This window comes from Paramagnetospirillum magneticum AMB-1 (assembly GCF_000009985.1).
In the GTDB taxonomy this organism is placed as follows: Bacteria; Pseudomonadota; Alphaproteobacteria; order Rhodospirillales; family Magnetospirillaceae; genus Phaeospirillum; species Phaeospirillum magneticum.
This window is the reverse complement of the sequence record NC_007626.1, coordinates 859,976-876,919: the sequence shown is the minus strand read 5'-3', so window position 1 is coordinate 876,919 and position 16,944 is coordinate 859,976. Positions and strand designations below refer to the sequence as shown.

The window sequence follows — 16,944 nt, the reverse complement described above, 5'->3', positions numbered from 1 at the left end:
AGCATAGAGCCCGAGGTCAGGTTGCAGTAAAAGCTTCATCTTTCAGCATGCTGCCATGCGTGCCTTAAATTTGATCAATTCGAAATGGCGCGATAAACTGCACCCCGCGCCATATTCAGGGGCGCGGAGAGGGGGATCGAAAGTATGACCCGGCCACGACTGACCCTACCCGAACCCGGCCTGTTGTCGGGCTATGATCCCGCCGAATTCTTCTGCGAGGCGCTGTCGCTGCGCGGTGACGGCGAGGCCGAGTTGGCCGCCATCGCCGCCCGGCTGAACGCACTCGACCCCGAGGATTTGCGCCACCGCGCCGCGCGGGCGGAAAAGGAGCTGTTCGACTTAGGCATCACCTTCACCGTCTATTCCGACAAGGACGCCATCGACCGCATCTTGCCCTTCGACGTGCTGCCCCGCGTCATCACGGCGGGCGAGTGGTCCCGCCTCGAGGCCGGCATCATCCAGCGGGTCACCGCCATCAACCTGTTCCTGGCCGATCTCTACGGCGACCAGAAGATCCTGGCCGACAAGATCGTCCCCGCCGATCTGGTGCTGGGCAACGCCAATTTCCATGCCTTCATGCGCGGGCTGAAGGTGCCGTGCGGCACCTATTCCCACGTCTGCGGCATCGACCTGATCCGCGACCAGGAAGGCCTGTTCCGGGTGCTGGAGGACAATGCCCGCACGCCGTCGGGCGTGTCCTACGTGGTCGAGAACCGCAACCTGATGCTGCAGTGTTTTCCCGACCTGATGGAAGACACCCGGGTCCGCGCCGTGGACGATTACGGCCTGATGCTGCGCCGGGCGCTGGAGGAGATCGCGCCGGCCGGCGTCGACGAGCCTTCCGTGGTGCTGCTGTCGCCGGGCATCTACAACTCCGCCTTCTTCGAGCACGTCTTCCTGGCCCGCGAGATGGGTGTGCCCCTGGTGGAAGGCCGCGATCTGGTGGTGGAGAACGACCGGGTCTACATGCTGACCACCGCCGGCAAGGCGCCGGTGCACAGCATCTATCGCCGCATCGACGACTTCTTCCTCGACCCCAAGGTCTTCCGCCCCGATTCCATGCTGGGCGTGCCGGGGCTGATGGACGCCTACCGCAAGGGCAACGTGTCCCTGGCCAATGCGCCGGGCACCGGCGTGGCCGACGACAAGGCGGTCTATGCCTACATGCCGCGCGTCATCAAGTACTACCTGGGCGAGGACGCCATCCTGCCCAACGTCGAGACCTTCATCTGCCGCGAGGCCGAGGGGCTGAAATACACCCTGGACAACCTGGAGCATCTGGTGGTCAAGCCGGTGGGCGAATCGGGCGGCTACGGCATGATTCTCGGCCCCAAGGCCAGCCGGTCCGAGATCGACGAGTTCCGCGCCAAGCTGAAGGCCGACCCGGCCAATTACATCAGCCAGCCCATGATCGGCCTGTCGGTCAGCCCGACGCTGACGACCAAGGGTACTCAGCCGCGCCACGTGGACTTCCGCCCCTTCGCGGTCACCGGCGCGTCGACCAAGGTGCTGGCCGGCGGCCTGACCCGCGTGGCCATGAAGGAAGGCTCGCTGGTGGTCAACTCGTCCCAGGGGGGCGGTTCCAAGGATACCTGGGTTCTGGCGGGAGAAGGCCAATGAGCGAGTTGCTGGCACGCAATGCCGATTGCATCGTCTGGCTGGCCCGCTACATGGAGCGGGCCGAGAATCTGGCCCGCATCCTGGGCGTGGCCGAGACCTTCGCCCGCGACCGCGCCGGGCGCAACTGGCTGGCGGTGGTGCAGATCAACGCCGACGAGGAACGCTTCTTCGCCCGCCATCGGGTCGCCGATGCGCGCACGGTGCCGCACTTCTACATCCTGGACCCGGACAACCCCAATTCCATCCTGTCCTCGGTCAAGGCGGCGCGCGAGAATGCGCGGACGCTGCGCCCCATGATCTCCATCGAGATGTGGCGCCAGATCAACCGCATGAACACCTGGATGGGCGGCCTGTCGGCCAATGCCGTGGCGCCGGCCAATCTCGTCGCCCTGTGCGAGGAGATCAAGGAGGCCTGCCAGTTGCACGTGGGCATCACCGAAGGCACCTTCTACCGCGATCAGGCCCACTACTTCTATCACCTGGGCAAGTCCATCGAGCGCGCCGACCAGACCACCCGCCTGCTGGACATCAAGTACCATACCCTGCTGCCCCGGCCCGAGGACGTGGGCTCGGCGCTGGATATCAGCCACTGGAACGCCCTGCTGAAGGCAGTGGCCGGCTATCAGGCGTCGCGCCGGGTGATGGCGGGCAAGATCACGCCGCGTTCGGTGGCGGCCTTCCTGCTGTTCTCGGATTCCTTCCCGCGCTCGGTGATTCTGTGCGTGCGCCAGATGGACTGGCTGCTGACCCAGTTGCGCTCGCGCTACAACCTGCGGGGCGGTGTCCGGGCGCTGGAACTGCTGGACGGGCTGCGCGCCGCCCTGACCGATCACACCATCGATCAGGTCATCGACCACGGCCTGCACGAGTTCATCGACTGGGTGCAGGCCCAATTGATGCTGATCTTCGCCGAAATTCAGGAAAGCTTTTGCGTCTCGCGCCAGCCTCAGGCCAGCCAGAGTCAATAATTTGCTTCTATATTAGTAATTAACTTGGTAAGCATGTGGCGACTTCCCCTGCACGGATGGGCGCCCCATGACCGGACCCTTATCGCATCTTCGCGTTCTCGACCTCAGTCGGGTTCTGGCCGGTCCCTGGGCGGGCCAGTTGCTGGCCGACATGGGGGCCGAGGTCATCAAGGTGGAGCGTCCGGGCGAGGGTGACGACACCCGCGGCTGGGGGCCGCCCTTCTTGAAGGACGGCCAGGGCGGCGACACCGGCGAGGCCGCCTATTTCCTGTCGGCCAACCGGGGCAAGCGCTCGGTGACCATCGACTTCACTCAAGCCCAGGGCCAGGAACTGGTGCGGCGTCTGGCCGCCAGATCCGACGTGGTGCTGGAGAATTTCAAGGTGGGCGGCCTGGCCAAATACGGCCTGGACTATGCCAGCCTGAAGGCGGTCAAGCCCGACCTGGTCTATTGCTCCATCACCGGCTTCGGCCAGGACGGACCCTATGCCCAGCGGGCCGGCTACGACTTCCTGATCCAGGGCATGGGCGGGCTGATGAGCCTGACCGGCGAGCCCGGCGGCCAGCCCATGAAGGTGGGCGTGGCGCTGACCGACATCTTCACCGGCATGTATGCCGGCTTCGCCATCCTCGCCGCCCTGGCCAAGCGCGACCGCACGGGCGAGGGCAGCCAGATCGACCTCGCCCTGCTGGATGTGCAGGTGGCGGTGCTGGCCAATCAGGCCACCAATTATCTGGTGGGCGGCGCCACGCCGAAGCGGCTGGGCAACGCCCATCCCAACATCGTGCCCTATCAGGCCTTCGCCACCGCCGACGGCCATATCATCCTGGCGGTGGGCAATGACGGCCAGTTCCGCCGCTTCTGCCACACCGCCGGGCGGCCCGAACTGGGCGCCGATCCCCGCTTCGCCACCAATGTGGAGCGGGTAAGGAACCGCGCCGAGCTGGTCCCCCTCCTCGAAGCCCTGCTGACGTCGCGCCCCTCCGCCCGATGGATCGCCGAACTGGAGGAGGCCGGGGTGCCCTGCGGCCCCATCAACGATCTGGCCAACGTGTTCGCCGATCCCCAGGTGATCCATCGCGGCCTCAGGACCCGCCTGGACCACCCCCTGGCCGGCGGCATCGATCTGGTGGCCAACCCCATCCGCTTCGACGGCGCCCAGGCCCTGTCCGACCGCGCCCCGCCCCTGCTGGGCGCCGACACCGCCGAGGTGCTGGGCGGATGGCTGGGGATGGGGGCGGACGAGATGGAACGGTTGAGGGAGAACGGGGTGGTGTGAGCGTTCGCCCCCTCCGCCTGTCATCCTGAGGAGCATCGCGACGAAGGATCTCATCCTGGCCCGACGGTGCCGTATCGGCATCCCTCTGCCAGGCGGAGATCCCTCGCTTCTCTCGGGATGACAGTCGGAGCACCTACTTCGCCAGTGCCGCCGACAATTCGTCCAGCATCAGGTGCAGGCGTTCCAGGCGCTCCAGGCCGAAGGCGGCGACGATCTCGTCGTAGCGCTTTTCCGCCGCATGGCTGACCGACAGCACCAGATCGTGACCCTTGGCGGTCAACGACAGCAAGGCGGCGCGCTGGTCGCGCTCCTCCGGCCGGCGCTCGATCAGCCCCTGCTTTTCCAGGGTGCGGATGATGCGGGTCAGGCTGGGCATGCTGATCAGGCTGGCCCGCGACAGCTGGCCCGCCCGCATTTCGCCGGTCTGGGCCAGGGCCTTCAAGGCCCGCCATTGCTGCTCGGTAATGTCGTGGCTGCGCAGATTGGGGCGAAAGCCCGCCATCACGTCTTCGCGAGCCTTCAGCAAGGCCAGCGGCAAGGACCGCGAAAACGCCCGCAGCCGGGTCAGCTCTTCGGGGCTGAGGGGAAGCTTTCCTGACATGACGTCGTCGCCAAAGAAGCCCGGGGATCGGGACAGAGATTGAGATGGTGTCATCGTGTTCCGACTTCGTAAAGGCCACCCTTGAGGGTGGCGGAGCGGAGCTTGACATAAGCGGGGGTCGGATGTAACTACTATGTTAGTATTTAACGTGTTAACTTTATCCGGGAGAGCCGCCGTGACCGATCTCGATCCCAGCCTGATCAAGTCCCATGCCTATGTGGATGGCGTTTGGGTCGGGGCCGATGACGGGCGCCGTTTCGACGTGCTCGACCCGGCCACCGGCGGGTTGATCGCCAGCGTTCCCGACCTGGGCGCGACCGAGACCCGGCGCGCCATCGACGCGGCGGAGGCCGCCTGGAATCCCTGGCGGCAACGCACCGCCAAGGACCGCGCCGCGGTAATGATGGCCTGGCATGATCTGATCATGGCCCACCAGGACGCCCTGGCCCGGCTGCTGTCGGCGGAACAGGGCAAGCCCCTGGCCGAGGCCATGGGCGAGATCTCCTATGGCGCCTCGTTCATCTCGTGGTTCGCCGAGGAGGGCAAGCGGGCCTATGGCGACCTGATCCCCACCACCGCCAGCGACCGCCGCCTGCTGGTGATGAAGCAGCCCATCGGCGTGGTGGCGGCGGTGACGCCCTGGAACTTCCCCATGGCCATGATCACCCGCAAATGCGCCCCCGCCTTGGCCGCCGGCTGCCCGGTGGTGGTCAAGCCCGCCGAGGACACGCCGCTCTCCGCCCTGGCCCTGGCCGAACTGGCCCACCGGGCCGGTCTGCCCAAGGGTCTGTTCAACATCGTCACCACCCGCCAGCCGGCGGCGGTGGGGGGCGAGATGACCGGCAACGCCAAGGTGCGCAAGCTGTCCTTCACCGGCTCCACCCGAGTGGGCAAGCTGCTGATGGCCCAATGCGCCGAGACGGTGAAGAAGGTCAGCCTGGAACTGGGCGGCAACGCCCCCTTCATCGTCTTCGACGATTGCGACCTGGACGCGGCGGTTGCCGGCGCCCTGGCGTCGAAGTACCGCAATTCCGGCCAGACCTGCATCTGCACCAACCGCTTTCTGGTGCAGGCGGGAATCTACGAGGACTTTGCCGTCAAGCTGGCGGAGAAGGCCGCCGCCATGGCGGTTGGACACGCCTTGTCCGGCGTGGTGCAACAAGGCCCGCTGATCAACGCCGCCGCCGTCGCCAAGGTGGCCGCCCATGTGGCCGATGCGGTGTCCAAGGGGGCGCGCGTGCTGACCGGCGGACGGCCCCACGCCCTGGGAGGCGGCTTCTGGCAACCCACCGTCCTGGCCGACGTGACCCCCGCCATGCTGTGTTTCCGGGAAGAGACCTTCGGCCCGGTGGCCCCCCTGCTGCGCTTCGAGACCGAGGCCGAGGCCATCGCCCTGGCCAATGCCTCGGAATTCGGGCTGGCGGGCTATTTTTATTCCCGCGACGTGGCCCGGGTGTTCCGGGTGGCCGAGGCCCTGGAATGCGGCATGGTGGGCGTCAACGAATCCCTGATCTCCAACGAGGTCGCCCCCTTCGGCGGCATCAAGGAATCCGGCCTGGGCCGCGAGGGCTCCAAATACGGCCTCGACGACTTCATGGAGACCAAATACGTCTGCATCGGAGGATTGTCATGACCGAGGAGCAGGCCCTGGCCGCCGTCACCGCCGCCATCGCCAAGGCGCGGAGCATGGGCGTCAGGGTCACCGCCGTCGCCGTGGACGCGGGCGGCCATCTGAAGGCCCTGGTCCGCATGGATGGCGCCCCCTTTCATGGGGTGACCATCTCCACCGACAAGGCTCGCACCGCCGCCGGCTTCGGCAAGCCCACCGCCCAGTGGAAGGACCGCATCGGCACCCGCCCCCACGTGCTGGAAGGCTTGTCGGGCCGCGACGGCTTCATTCCCATCGGCGGCGGCGTGCCGGTGCTGAGGGACGGCGATGTCACGGGCGCCATCGGCATTTCCGGCGCCACCGAGGACGAGGATTGCGAGATCGCCGCCGCCGGGCTGGCCATCCTCGCCTGACGCCATCGTCATCCCGAGCGATGGCGAGGGATCTCCGCCTGCTCGCACAGAGCCGGTTCTGAAAAGCCGGATCAGGATGAGATCCCTCGCGGGTGCCCGGGATGACAGGCAGAGGGATACGCGCCTTTACCCCCGACACACCCCGTCGATGATCTCCACCGCCCGCTCCACCTCGGCCTCGCCGATGATCAGCGGCGGCACCAGGCGCACCACGTTGTCACCGGCCCCCACCGCCAGCAAGCCGGCGGCGAAGAGCTTGGCGTTGAACTCGGTATTCACCGGCACGGTCTTCAGTCCCAGCATCAGCCCCTGGCCGCGCACCTGGGCGATCGCGCCGGGATAGCGGCGGGCCAGATCGTCGAGCCTGCCGCGCAGCAGGGCGGCCACCGCCTGCACCCGCTCCAGGAAGCCCGGCGCCATGACCTCGTCCAGCACCGCCTCGGCCACCGCCATGGCCAGGGGGTTGCCGCCGAAGGTGCAGCCATGGGTGCCGGGCGTCATGCACGACGCCGCCTTTTCCGTGGCCAGCACGGCGCCCACCGGAAAGCCGCCGCCCAGGCCCTTGGCCAGTCCCATGACGTCGGGGGCGATGCCCGACCATTCATGGGCGAACAGCTTACCGGTGCGCCCGATGCCGGTCTGCACCTCGTCCATGAGCAGCAGCAGGCCGAACTGGTCGGCCAGGGCGCGCAGGCCCCGGAGGTAAGCCGGATCGGCCGGGCGGATACCGCCCTCGCCCTGCACCGGCTCGACCAGCAGGGCGGCGGTATTGGAGCCGATGGCGCCCCGCGCCGCCTCCAGATCGCCATAGGGCACGTGGTCGAAGCCCTGGGCCACCGGGCCGAAGCCCTCCAGATACTTAGGAGTTCCCGCCGCCGCCAGGGTGGCGATGGTGCGGCCGTGGAAGCTGCCGGTGCAGGCGACGATGCGGTTGCGCTCGGGGCGTCCGGCGCAGTGGTGATAGCGCCGGGCGATCTTGATCACCAGCTCCATGGCCTCGGCGCCGGTATTACAGAAGAACGCCGTGTCGGCGAAGGAGGCCTTGATCAGGCGTTCGGCCACCCGTTCCTGTCCCGGCACCCGGTAGAGGTTGGAGCAATGCCACAGCTTGCCCGCCTGCGCCTCCAGCGCCGCCACCAGACGGGGATGGGCATGGCCCAGGGCGTTGACCGCCACGCCCGCGCCGAAATCCAGGAAGCGGCGGCCATCGGAGGCGGTCAGCCACGCCCCCTCGCCCTGCTCGAAGATCACGTCGGTCCGGTCGAAGACCGGCAGCAGATTGTCAGGAAACATGGAAGGCTCACTTGCTGGGCAGTTTGACCAGGGGAATGGCGGCGCCGTGCAGCGCCGTCAGCTTCGTCAAAACATCGTATAGCTCGACCGTCTGCTTGGCGCCAATGACGTCTTCGATATGGCGGTACTGCTCGGTGATCAGGGGAATGGCGGCATCCACCAGGGCGCGGCTTTTCTCCGTCATGTGAACCAGAACGCGGCGATGATCGCTTTCCACCCGTTCCTTGCGGACCAGATCCATCTCCTCCATGCGAGCCAGCACGCCGGTCAGGCTGGGGCTTAAGAAAAGGCAGATGTCGCAGATCTGGCGCGGCTCCAGCGGCTCTTCATGCCGCAGCACGCGCAGGATGCGCCACTGCTGCTCGGTCACCCCGAAGTGATTCAGGATGGGCCGAAAGCGCGAAATGATCTCTTCGCGCGCCTGGGCCAGCAACAGCGGCAGATTGGGATGAAAGGCCTCGGTGCTCAACGCGTGTTCCCCCGAACGTGGCCCGGCCATGGTCGCGCCGCAAATCCTCCAGGTCAACCCAACTTGGCCGTTGACTCACTAACATGATAGTGAGATCGTGTTTGCTAACATGTTAACTACACAGCGCATGTTAACTAACATGACGGTCCGGGCCATGTCCCCGGCCGCACTTGCCCGAATGCGGCTCAACACGGAGGAAACCATGCGTATCAGGAGCCTTGCCCTCAGCCTTGCCGCCCTTCTTGGCGCCCTGCCCTTCGCCCATCAGGCGGCGGCGGCCGACGAGGTGGTGCTGAAATTCGCCCATTTCCTGCCGCCCGTGGCCCCGGCCCATGCCCAGGTGATCGGCCCGTGGTGCGACCGTGTCGCCGCCGAATCGGGCAACCGCATCAAGTGTCAGATCTTTCCCGCCATGCAATTGGGCGGCACGCCGTCGCAACTGGTGGATCAGGTGAGGAACGGCGTGGCCGACATCGTGTGGACGGCGCCGGGCTATTCCGCCGGCCGCTTCCCGGCCATCGAGGCGCTGGAGCTGCCCTTCATGGTGGCCAACGCCCTGGACGGCAGCCGCATGACCTGGGACTACTACAACCAGTTCGCCAAGGACGAATTCGCCGCCTACAAGGTGCTGGCGGTTCACATTGACGGCGGCGGGCTGTTCCACACCGCCAATACCGAGGTGAAGAGCCTGGCCGAGGTCAAGGGCCTGAAGCTGCGCACCCCCACCCGCCTGGCGGCCAAGACCCTGCAGTCGCTGGGCGGCGTGCCGGTCTCCATGCCGCCGTCCCAGGTGGCCGACGCCATCGCCAAGGGCGTGGTCGACGGCGGCCTGCTGCCGTGGGAGCTGATGCGCCCGACCAAGATCGACGAGGTCACCAAGTACCACATCGCCCCGCCTCCCGGCCGCCCCTTCCCGGTGGCCACCGTGCTGTCGGTGCTGATGAACAAGGCCAAGTACGACTCGCTGCCCGCCGACCTCAAGGCGGTGATCGACCGCAATTCCGGCCCGGTGCTGGTGGAAGCCTTCGGCAAGGTCTGGGACGACGTCACCGCCGCCAACCTGAAATACGCCGCCACCATTCCCGGCACCCAGGTGACCAACCTGGAGCCCGCCCCCTACCAGGCCATGCGCGACGCGGCCAAGCCGGTGGAGGAGGAATGGGTCAAGGACGTCACCGCCCGCAAGCTGGACGGACAGGCCCTGGCGGCGGGCGCCCGCGCGCTTTCGGCCAAGTATTTCCCGGCCCAGAACTGATCTCCACCCGCACTCGCGCATAAGGACTCGTCCCATGACGGAACTCCTCTATCCGCCGGCGGAGCGCCGCGCTCACGACGTCATCGACCGCTGGCTCAACCGCGCCGCCGAGGCCATGGCCTGGACCGGCGGGGCCACCCTGGTGGCCATGGTGATCATGTCGCTGATCTCCATCATCAGCCGCAAGCTGGGCTTCCAGCCCGTCAACGGCGACGTGGAAATGATGCAGATGGGCAACGCCATCGCGGCGGCCGCCTTCATCCCGCTGTGCACGCTGCGGGGCGATCACCTGCGCGTCGAGTTCTTCACCGAGGGCTTCCGTCCCAAGGTCAAGCGCCGCTTCGACGCGGTGGGCGATTCCCTGCTGGCCCTGGTCCTGGCCGTGCTGGCCTGGCGCACCGGCTTCCAGGCCCTGGACGGCCTCGATACCGGCGAGGTTTCGCCCCTGCTGGCAGTGCCCCAGTGGATTCCCGTGCTGCTGATGGTGCCGAGTCTGGCGCTCACCGGCATCTGCGCCATCTACCGCACCGCCCTTGAATTCACCGTCGGACTGGAGATTCCGTCATGAGCGGCACCACCCTCGGCCTGACCGCCTTCGGCATCCTGCTGCTGATGCTGGTGGTGCGCATCCACATCGGAATCGCCATGTTCCTGGCCGCCACCGGCATCTATCTGGTGCTGAACCACGGTGAACTGAACTCGCTGCTGTTCACCCTGAACAATCTGGTCTACGCCCGGCTGTCCAATTACGACCTGGCGGTGATTCCGCTGTTCATCCTGATGGGCCAGTTCGCCACCCATGGCGGGCTGTCCAAGGCCCTGTTCCATGCCGCCGGCACCTTGATCGGCCACTTCAAGGGCGGGCTGGCCTATGCCGCCACCGCCGCCTGCGCCGCCTTTGGGGCCATCTGCGGCTCGTCGCTGGCCACCGCCGCCACCATGGGGCAGGTGGCGCTGCCCGAGCTGACCCGGCGCAACTATTCCGGCCGTCTGGCCACCGGCACCCTTGCGGCCGGCGGCACGCTGGGCATCCTGATCCCGCCCTCGGTGCCGCTGGTGGTCTATGCGGTGCTGACCCAGGAGAGCATCGGCAAGCTGTTCGTGGCCGCCGTCATCCCCGGCATCATCGCCGCCCTGGGCTATATGGCGGTGATCCGCATCATCGTCAGCCTGGACCCCAAGGCCGGTCCGGCCAGCGAGCGGGTCTCGCTCAAGGAGATGATCAAGGCCCAGCTGGGCATCATTCCGGTGCTGCTGGTCTTCCTGGTGGTGATCGTCGGCATCTATGGCGGCTGGGCCAATCCCACCGAGGCCGCCTCCATCGGCGCGGCGGCCTGCGGCATCATCGCCGTGGTGTCGGGCGGCATGCGCTTCAAGGACCTGAAGCAGAGCGTATTCGGCACCGCCATCGCCACCGCCATGATCTTCATGGTGCTGATCGGCGCCGATCTCCTGAACTCGGCCCTGGCGCTGACCCAGATGCCCGCCGAACTGGCCAATTGGGTGAAGAACAGCGGCATGCCGCCGGTGGCCGTGTTGTTCACCATCATCGCCATCTATGTGCTGTTGGGCTGCGTCATGGACTCGCTGGCCATGATCCTGCTGACCATCCCCATCTTCTATCCGGTGGTGCTGGGCCTGGATTTCTACGGCATGAGCGTCGACGACAAGTCCATCTGGTTCGGCATCGTCGCCCTGATGGTGGTCGAGATCGGCCTGGTCCATCCGCCGGTGGGCATGAACCTCTACGTCATCAACAAGATCGCCAAGGACGTGCCCTTGAAGGAAACCGCCATGGGGGTGCTGCCCTTCCTGGCCTCGGACTTCATCCGCATCGTGGTCCTGGTGTTCTTCCCGCCCATGGCCCTGTGGCTGGTCCACGTCACCGGCTGATCCCTGAGGAAAGCAATCATGCGTCACGCCCGCATCAACTTCCCCGGCACCGCCGCGCCCATCAGCGGAGCCGTCACCCCCGACGGCACCGGCCTGGACCTGGGCGGCCGAATCCTCCCCATCCCCCCGGGCGGCTTCGCGCCCCCGGTGGAGGGCTGGATCTACGGCCCGCTGCTCAACGAGCGCTCCACCTGGGAGCGGTTCGGCGACAAGCTCAACGCCGATCCCTACAAGGCGCCGCCCACCGTGCCGGTGCTGTACTTCAAGCCGCGGAACACCCATCTCGGCCATGGCGGCACGGTGCGGCTGCCCGCCACTGCCGCACGCGTCGAGCTGGGCGCCTCGCTGGGCCTGGTGTTCGGCCGCCAGACGGCGCGGGCCGCCGAGGCCGAGGCCCTGGACAACGTCACCGGCCTGACCATCGTGCTGGACCTGTCGGTGCCCAACGACAGCGTCTATCGCCCGCCGGTGCAGGAAAAGTGCTTCGACGGCGCCTGCCCGGTCGGCCCCTGGGTGGTGGACAAGGCGGACCTGCCCGCCGACCTCTCCTCCCTGTCCATCCGCACCTATGTCAACGGCGACAAGGTCGCCGAGCGCCGGCTGGACGACCTCTACCGCTCTCCCGCCAAGCTGGTGGCCGAGGTCACCGACTTCATGGCCCTGTCGGCAGGCGACGTCCTGACCCTGGGCTATCCGGTGGGCGCGGTGCCCACCGCCGGACGCGGCGACACGGTGCGGGTCGAGATCGACGGCATCGGCGCCCTGGACTGCACCATCGCGGAGGAATCGGCATGAAGCGCGCCCGAATCGCCTATAACGGCGCCATTCACGACGCCCGAGTCGAGGACGGCAATGTGGTCGTCCTGGCCGACGGCCGCCGGGTCGCCGAGGAAAGCGTGGTGTGGCTGCCCCCCGTCGCCCCCGGCACCACCTTCGCCCTGGCCATCAACTATGCCGACCACGCCAAGGAGCTGGCCTTCAAGGCGCCGGAGAAGCCGCTGGCCTTCCTCAAGGGGCCGGGCACCTTCGTCGGCCACCGTGCGGTGACGCGCAAGCCCGCCGACGCCGGCTTCATGCACTACGAGTGCGAGTTGGCGGTAGTGATCGGCCGCACCGCCCGCGACGTCAAGGCCAAGGACGCCTACGACTTCGTGGCGGGCTACACCGTGGCCAACGACTACGCCATCCGCAACTTCCTGCAGAACTACTACCGCCCCAACCTGCGCACCAAGAACCGCGACGGCTGCACCGTTCTCGGGCCGTGGATGGTGGACCGCGACGACGTAGCCGATCCCATGAGCCTCGACATCTCCACCTTCGTCAACGGCGCCCGGGTCCAGTCCGGCAACACGCGGGACATGGTGTTCGGGGTGCCCGCCCTGATCGAATACCTGTCGTCCTTCATGACCCTGTCGCCCGGCGACCTGATCCTCACCGGCACCCCCGACGGCATCGTCGACGTCAAGCCCGGCGACGAGGTGGTGACCGAGGTCGAGGGCGTCGGACGCCTGACCAGTTTCATCGTCGACGACGAGACCTATTTCCAGCGGAGCTGAACCCGATGATCAAGCACCTCATCAACGGCCGCCAGGTGGAGAGCGCCTCCACCATCGCCAATCTCAACCCCGCCAACAACGAGGTGATCTGCCAGATCGCCGCCGGCGGCGAGGCCGAAGTGGCCCAGGCCGTGGCCGCCGCCAAGGAAGCCTTCCCCAAATGGGCGGGCCTTCCCGCATCCCAGCGCGCCAAGCTGCTGCGCAAGGTGGGCGACCTGATCAACCAGCATGTGGACGAGATCGCCAAGCTGGAAAGCCTGGATACCGGCCAGTCCTACTGGCGCACCAAGAAGATGCTGGTGCCGCGCGCCGCCGACAATTTCTATTTCTTCGCCGACACCTGTTGCCATGTGGACGGCGAGACCTATCCCACCAACGATCACCTGAACTACACCCTGTACCAGCCGGTGGGCGTGGTCGGCCTGATTTCCCCGTGGAACGTGCCATTCATGACCGCCACCTGGAAGACCGCGCCGTGCCTGGCCTTCGGCAATACCGCCGTCTTGAAGATGAGCGAGCTGTCGCCGCTGTCGGCCGACCGGCTGGGCCAGCTGATTCTGGAAGCGGGCATCCCCGCCGGTGTGTTCAACATCGTCCACGGCTATGGTTCTGCGGTGGGCGAAGCCCTGGTCAAGCACCCGGACGTGCGCGGCGTGTCGTTCACCGGCTCCACCGCCACCGGCAACCGCATCATCCAGTCGGGGGGCCTCAAGAAGTACTCCATGGAGCTGGGCGGCAAGTCGCCCAACATCATCTTCGACGATTGCGACTTCGAGCGTGCCGTCGACGCCGCCATCGTCGCCGTCTACGGCAATAACGGCGAAAGCTGCACCAACGGCACCCGCATCCTGGTCCAGGACGGCCTCTACGACCGCTTCGTCGCCGCCCTGGCCGAGCGCACCCGGAAGGTGGTGGTGGGCGATCCCTTGGACGAGGCCACCAATGTGGGTCCCATGATCACCCGCGATCACTGGAAGAAGGTCACCTCCTATATCGAGCTGGGGATCAGCGAAGGCGCCCGTGTGGTGGCCGGCGGCCTGGGCACGCCGGAAGGCCTGGCCCCCCATCTGAAGAACGGCAATTTCGTGCGTCCCACCGTGCTGGCCGACGTGGACAATTCCTGGCGCGTCGCCCAGGAGGAGATCTTCGGACCCGTGGCCTGCGTCATCCGCTTCAAGGATGAGGCCGAGGCCCTGAAGATCGCCAACGCCACCAGCTACGGCCTGGCCTCCTACGTCTGGACCGAGAACGGGGCGCGAGCCATCCGCATGGCCGAGGGCATCGAGGCCGGTCTGGTCTTCGTCAATTCCCAGAATGTCCGCGACCTGCGCCAGCCCTTCGGCGGCATCAAGGGCTCGGGCACCGGCCGCGAGGGCGGCCACTACTCCTACGAGGCCTTCCTGGAGGTCAAGAACGTCTGCGTCTCCAAGGGAAGCCACCACATCCCCCGCTGGGGCGTGTGAAGGCCGGACGCCCCCTGTCATCCCGAGCCCAGGCGAGGGATCCCATCCTGGAACGATGTGTCCCGTCGGGCACCATCGCTCCAGGCGGAGATCCCTCCGCCCAAGGGCGTCGGGATGACACGTCGAGGCAAGGGCCGCCAAAACAAACGTGTTCAGGGCAGAGTTTCAACGAGAGAGAGGAGCGTCCAAAATGGGTAATCTGGTTTTCGCCGCCAAGGTGGCTCACGTCCCCACCATGTACCTGTCCGAGCAGGAAGGCCCCTTCAAGGGCTGCCGCCAGTCCGCCGTGGACGGCCACCGCGCCATGGGCAAGCGCATGAAGGACCTGGGCGTCGACACCGTCATCGTGCTCGACACCCATTGGCTGGTGAACAACGCCTATCACATCAACGGCAACGCCCATTTCAAGGGCGTGTTCACCTCCAACGAGTTCCCCCATCTGCTGGCCGACATGCCCTATGAGCACGAGGGCAACCCGGAGATGAGCGACCTGATCGCCAAGATCGCCACCGAGGAAAAGGGCGTCACCGTGCGCTCGCACCACATCGCAAGCCTGGAGCTGGAATACGGCACCCTGATTCCCATGTGGCTGATGGGCGCCAAGGAATACGGCTTCAAGGTGGTGTCGGTGGCCTGCCTGTGCACCGTCCACGACCACATGGAATCCGCCAAGGTGGGCGAGGCCATCCGCGAGGCCATCCGGCGCATGGACGGCAATTTCGCCATCGTCGCCTCGGGCTCGCTGTCCCACGCCATCCATCCCAACACGACGCTGAAGACCATGGATCACTTCTTCACCATCTCCAACGAGTTCTACAAGCAGGTGGACCTGCGGGCGTTGGACCTGTGGAAGGAAGGGCGCTTCAAGGAATTCACCGACATGCTGCCGCTCTACGCCAAGACCTGCCACGGCGAGGGCCTGATGCACGACACCGCCATGCTGCTGGGCGCCCTGGGTTGGGACAAGTACGATCGCGGCGTCGAGATCGTCACTCCCTATTTCGAGGCGGCCGGAACCGGCCAGGTCAACGCGGTCTTCCCCGTCGCCGCCTGATTTGCACAACCTGTCATCCCGAGCGCCGGCGAGGGATCTCCGCCTGGAACGGTGAAGCCAACTTGGACACGCCGTTCCAGGACGAGATCCCTCCTCCCGCAGGTCGTCGGGATGACATTCAAATTTGCGCGAGGAGACACATGCCCCACTTCATCGCCGAGTACACCGACAACATCAAGGACCGGGCCGACATCCGGGGAATGCTGAAGAAGGTCAACCAGGTGCTGATCGCCCAGGGCGGCGTTTTCCCCATCGGCGGCATCCGCGCCCGCGCCATCGAGTTGCACGACTATGTGATGGCCGACGACGAGGAGGATTACGGCTTCGTCCACTGCACGCTCAAGATCGGCGCCGGACGCAGCGACGCCGAGAAGAAGAAGGCCTGCGAGGAGCTGTTCGCCATGATGACGGACCACTTCGCCCCTCTTTACGACAGCGGCTATTTCGCGCTCTCCATGGAGCTCTACGAGTTCGACGAGGGCGGCACCTTCAAGAAGAACAACGTCCACGCCCGTTTCAGGAAGGCTTGACCCATGGCTCTCACGCTCGATCAGATCAATGCCGCCGCCGCCCGCCTGCATCGGGCCGAGCAGACCCGACACCAGTGCGGCCAGATTTCGCTGGACCACCCCGAGATGGGCATGGCCGACGCCTACGCGGTGCAAAAGGCTTGGGTCGAGACCAAGATCAATGAGGGCCGCAAGGTGGTGGGCCACAAGATCGGCCTGACCTCGCGGGCCATGCAGCAATCGTCGCAGATCGACGAGCCCGATTACGGCACCCTGCTCGACGACATGGTGTTCGGCGAAGGCACCGACATTCCCATGGCGCGCTTCATCGTCCCCATGGTCGAGGTGGAACTGGCCTTCATCCTGAAAGACCGGCTGGAAGGCCCCGACGTCACCCTGACCCAGGTGCTGTCGGCCACCGATTACGTCATTCCGGCGCTGGAGATCATCGACGCCCGCTGCCACCGCCTCGACCCCGAGACCAAGCGGCCGCGCAAGGTGTTCGACACCATCTCCGACAACGCCGCCAATGCCGGCATCGTCATGGGCGGCCGGCCGGTCAGGCCCATGGACGTGGACCTGCGCTGGGTGGCGGCCATCATGTACAGGAACGGGGTGATCGAGGAAACCGGCGTCGCCGCCGGGGTGCTGAACCATCCGGCCCACGGCATTTCCTGGCTGGCCCGCAAGTTCGCCCCCCACAGCATCGCGTTGGAGCCGGGGCAGGTGGTGCTGGCCGGCTCCTTCACTCGCCCGGTGCCGGCGCGGGCCGGCGACACCTTCCATGTGGATTACGGCCCGCTGGGCGCCATCGCCTGCCGGTTCGTGTAGGGCTATCTGACCTGTCATCCCGAGGCGCAAGCCGAGGGATCTCATTCTGGCAGGTCTTTTCATAAACCGGCACCATCGTGCCAAGCGGAGATCCTTCGCTACGCTCAGGATGACATCAAGGAGAGCCCGCC

The 16,944-nt window shown here is 66.4% G+C and carries 17 protein-coding genes; 14 read left to right on the top strand and 3 right to left on the bottom strand.

The annotated features are described in order from the left end of the window. Positions 1 to 144: 144 nt before the first annotated feature. The 3 genes from AMB_RS04180 to AMB_RS04170 all read left to right on the top strand — a co-directional run bounded on the left by AMB_RS04180 (position 145) and on the right by AMB_RS04170 (position 3,867). Positions 145 to 1,620 carry a circularly permuted type 2 ATP-grasp protein gene (locus tag AMB_RS04180; protein WP_011383261.1) on the top strand — a complete coding sequence of 492 codons (1,476 nt, stop codon included), beginning with the start codon at positions 145 to 147 and terminating at the stop codon, positions 1,618 to 1,620. After that, positions 1,617 to 2,588 (top strand): alpha-E domain-containing protein, encoded by a 972-nt coding sequence (locus tag AMB_RS04175; RefSeq protein WP_011383260.1) that lies wholly within the window; start codon positions 1,617 to 1,619, stop codon positions 2,586 to 2,588. The genes AMB_RS04180 and AMB_RS04175 overlap by 4 nt, the downstream gene beginning before the upstream one ends. Positions 2,589 to 2,655: 67 nt before the next feature. Continuing rightward, entirely contained in the window at positions 2,656 to 3,867 is a 1,212-nt protein-coding gene (locus tag AMB_RS04170) for a CaiB/BaiF CoA transferase family protein (RefSeq protein ID WP_011383259.1), read from the top strand. Positions 3,868 to 4,000: 133 nt separating this feature from the next. Here AMB_RS04170 and hpaR (AMB_RS04165) read toward each other — a convergent pair whose 3' ends face one another. Next, positions 4,001 to 4,468 carry a homoprotocatechuate degradation operon regulator HpaR gene (hpaR, locus tag AMB_RS04165; protein ID WP_043743397.1) on the bottom strand — a complete coding sequence of 156 codons (468 nt, stop codon included), beginning with the start codon at positions 4,466 to 4,468 and terminating at the stop codon, positions 4,001 to 4,003. A 133-nt stretch (positions 4,469 to 4,601) separates the two neighbouring features. Here hpaR (AMB_RS04165) and AMB_RS04160 point away from each other — a divergent pair, with 133 nt between their 5' ends. Together AMB_RS04160 and AMB_RS04155 are read left to right on the top strand one after the other, a co-directional pair. Beyond that, on the top strand, positions 4,602 to 6,101 hold the full coding sequence (locus AMB_RS04160) for an NAD-dependent succinate-semialdehyde dehydrogenase (protein WP_011383257.1): 1,500 nt from the start codon (positions 4,602 to 4,604) through the stop codon (positions 6,099 to 6,101). Then, on the top strand, positions 6,098 to 6,490 hold the full coding sequence (locus AMB_RS04155; protein ID WP_011383256.1) for a GlcG/HbpS family heme-binding protein: 393 nt from the start codon (positions 6,098 to 6,100) through the stop codon (positions 6,488 to 6,490). The genes AMB_RS04160 and AMB_RS04155 overlap by 4 nt, the downstream gene beginning before the upstream one ends. A 126-nt stretch (positions 6,491 to 6,616) precedes the next feature. Here AMB_RS04155 and AMB_RS04150 read toward each other — a convergent pair whose 3' ends face one another. After that, entirely contained in the window at positions 6,617 to 7,783 is a 1,167-nt protein-coding gene (locus AMB_RS04150) for an aspartate aminotransferase family protein (protein ID WP_011383255.1), read from the bottom strand. A 7-nt stretch (positions 7,784 to 7,790) separates the two neighbouring features. After that, positions 7,791 to 8,252 carry a homoprotocatechuate degradation operon regulator HpaR gene (gene hpaR / locus AMB_RS04145; protein ID WP_197531975.1) on the bottom strand — a complete coding sequence of 154 codons (462 nt, stop codon included), beginning with the start codon at positions 8,250 to 8,252 and terminating at the stop codon, positions 7,791 to 7,793. Between the two features lie 202 nt (positions 8,253 to 8,454). Between hpaR (AMB_RS04145) and AMB_RS04140 the strand changes: the two genes are divergently transcribed. From AMB_RS04140 to hpaH, 9 genes are all read left to right on the top strand, one after another. Then, a complete protein-coding gene (locus AMB_RS04140) occupies positions 8,455 to 9,507 on the top strand; it encodes a TRAP transporter substrate-binding protein (RefSeq protein WP_043745978.1) in 1,053 nt (350 codons plus the stop codon). A 34-nt stretch (positions 9,508 to 9,541) separates the two neighbouring features. Continuing rightward, positions 9,542 to 10,075: a TRAP transporter small permease gene (locus tag AMB_RS04135; RefSeq protein ID WP_011383252.1), complete on the top strand. Its 534-nt coding sequence runs from the start codon at positions 9,542 to 9,544 to the stop codon at positions 10,073 to 10,075. Then, positions 10,072 to 11,400 (top strand): TRAP transporter large permease, encoded by a 1,329-nt coding sequence (locus tag AMB_RS04130; RefSeq protein ID WP_011383251.1) that lies wholly within the window; start codon positions 10,072 to 10,074, stop codon positions 11,398 to 11,400. The genes AMB_RS04135 and AMB_RS04130 overlap by 4 nt, the downstream gene beginning before the upstream one ends. Before the next feature lie 18 nt (positions 11,401 to 11,418). Next, positions 11,419 to 12,195, top strand: coding sequence for a fumarylacetoacetate hydrolase family protein (locus AMB_RS04125; RefSeq protein ID WP_011383250.1), 777 nt, complete (start codon positions 11,419 to 11,421; stop codon positions 12,193 to 12,195). After that, positions 12,192 to 12,956, top strand: a complete 765-nt coding sequence (locus AMB_RS04120; protein WP_011383249.1) for a fumarylacetoacetate hydrolase family protein — start codon at positions 12,192 to 12,194, stop codon at positions 12,954 to 12,956. The genes AMB_RS04125 and AMB_RS04120 overlap by 4 nt, the downstream gene beginning before the upstream one ends. A 5-nt stretch (positions 12,957 to 12,961) precedes the next feature. Beyond that, on the top strand, positions 12,962 to 14,419 hold the full coding sequence (gene hpaE / locus AMB_RS04115; protein ID WP_011383248.1) for a 5-carboxymethyl-2-hydroxymuconate semialdehyde dehydrogenase: 1,458 nt from the start codon (positions 12,962 to 12,964) through the stop codon (positions 14,417 to 14,419). A gap of 190 nt (positions 14,420 to 14,609) precedes the next feature. Further along, positions 14,610 to 15,473 (top strand): 3,4-dihydroxyphenylacetate 2,3-dioxygenase, encoded by an 864-nt coding sequence (hpaD, locus tag AMB_RS04110; protein ID WP_011383247.1) that lies wholly within the window; start codon positions 14,610 to 14,612, stop codon positions 15,471 to 15,473. A gap of 140 nt (positions 15,474 to 15,613) precedes the next feature. Then, the gene (locus AMB_RS04105; RefSeq protein ID WP_043743395.1) at positions 15,614 to 16,003 is read left to right on the top strand and encodes a 5-carboxymethyl-2-hydroxymuconate Delta-isomerase; all 390 of its coding nucleotides are present in this window, start codon (positions 15,614 to 15,616) and stop codon (positions 16,001 to 16,003) included. A gap of 3 nt (positions 16,004 to 16,006) precedes the next feature. Then, entirely contained in the window at positions 16,007 to 16,813 is an 807-nt protein-coding gene (gene hpaH / locus AMB_RS04100; protein ID WP_011383245.1) for a 2-oxo-hept-4-ene-1,7-dioate hydratase, read from the top strand. Positions 16,814 to 16,944 lie beyond the last annotated feature (131 nt).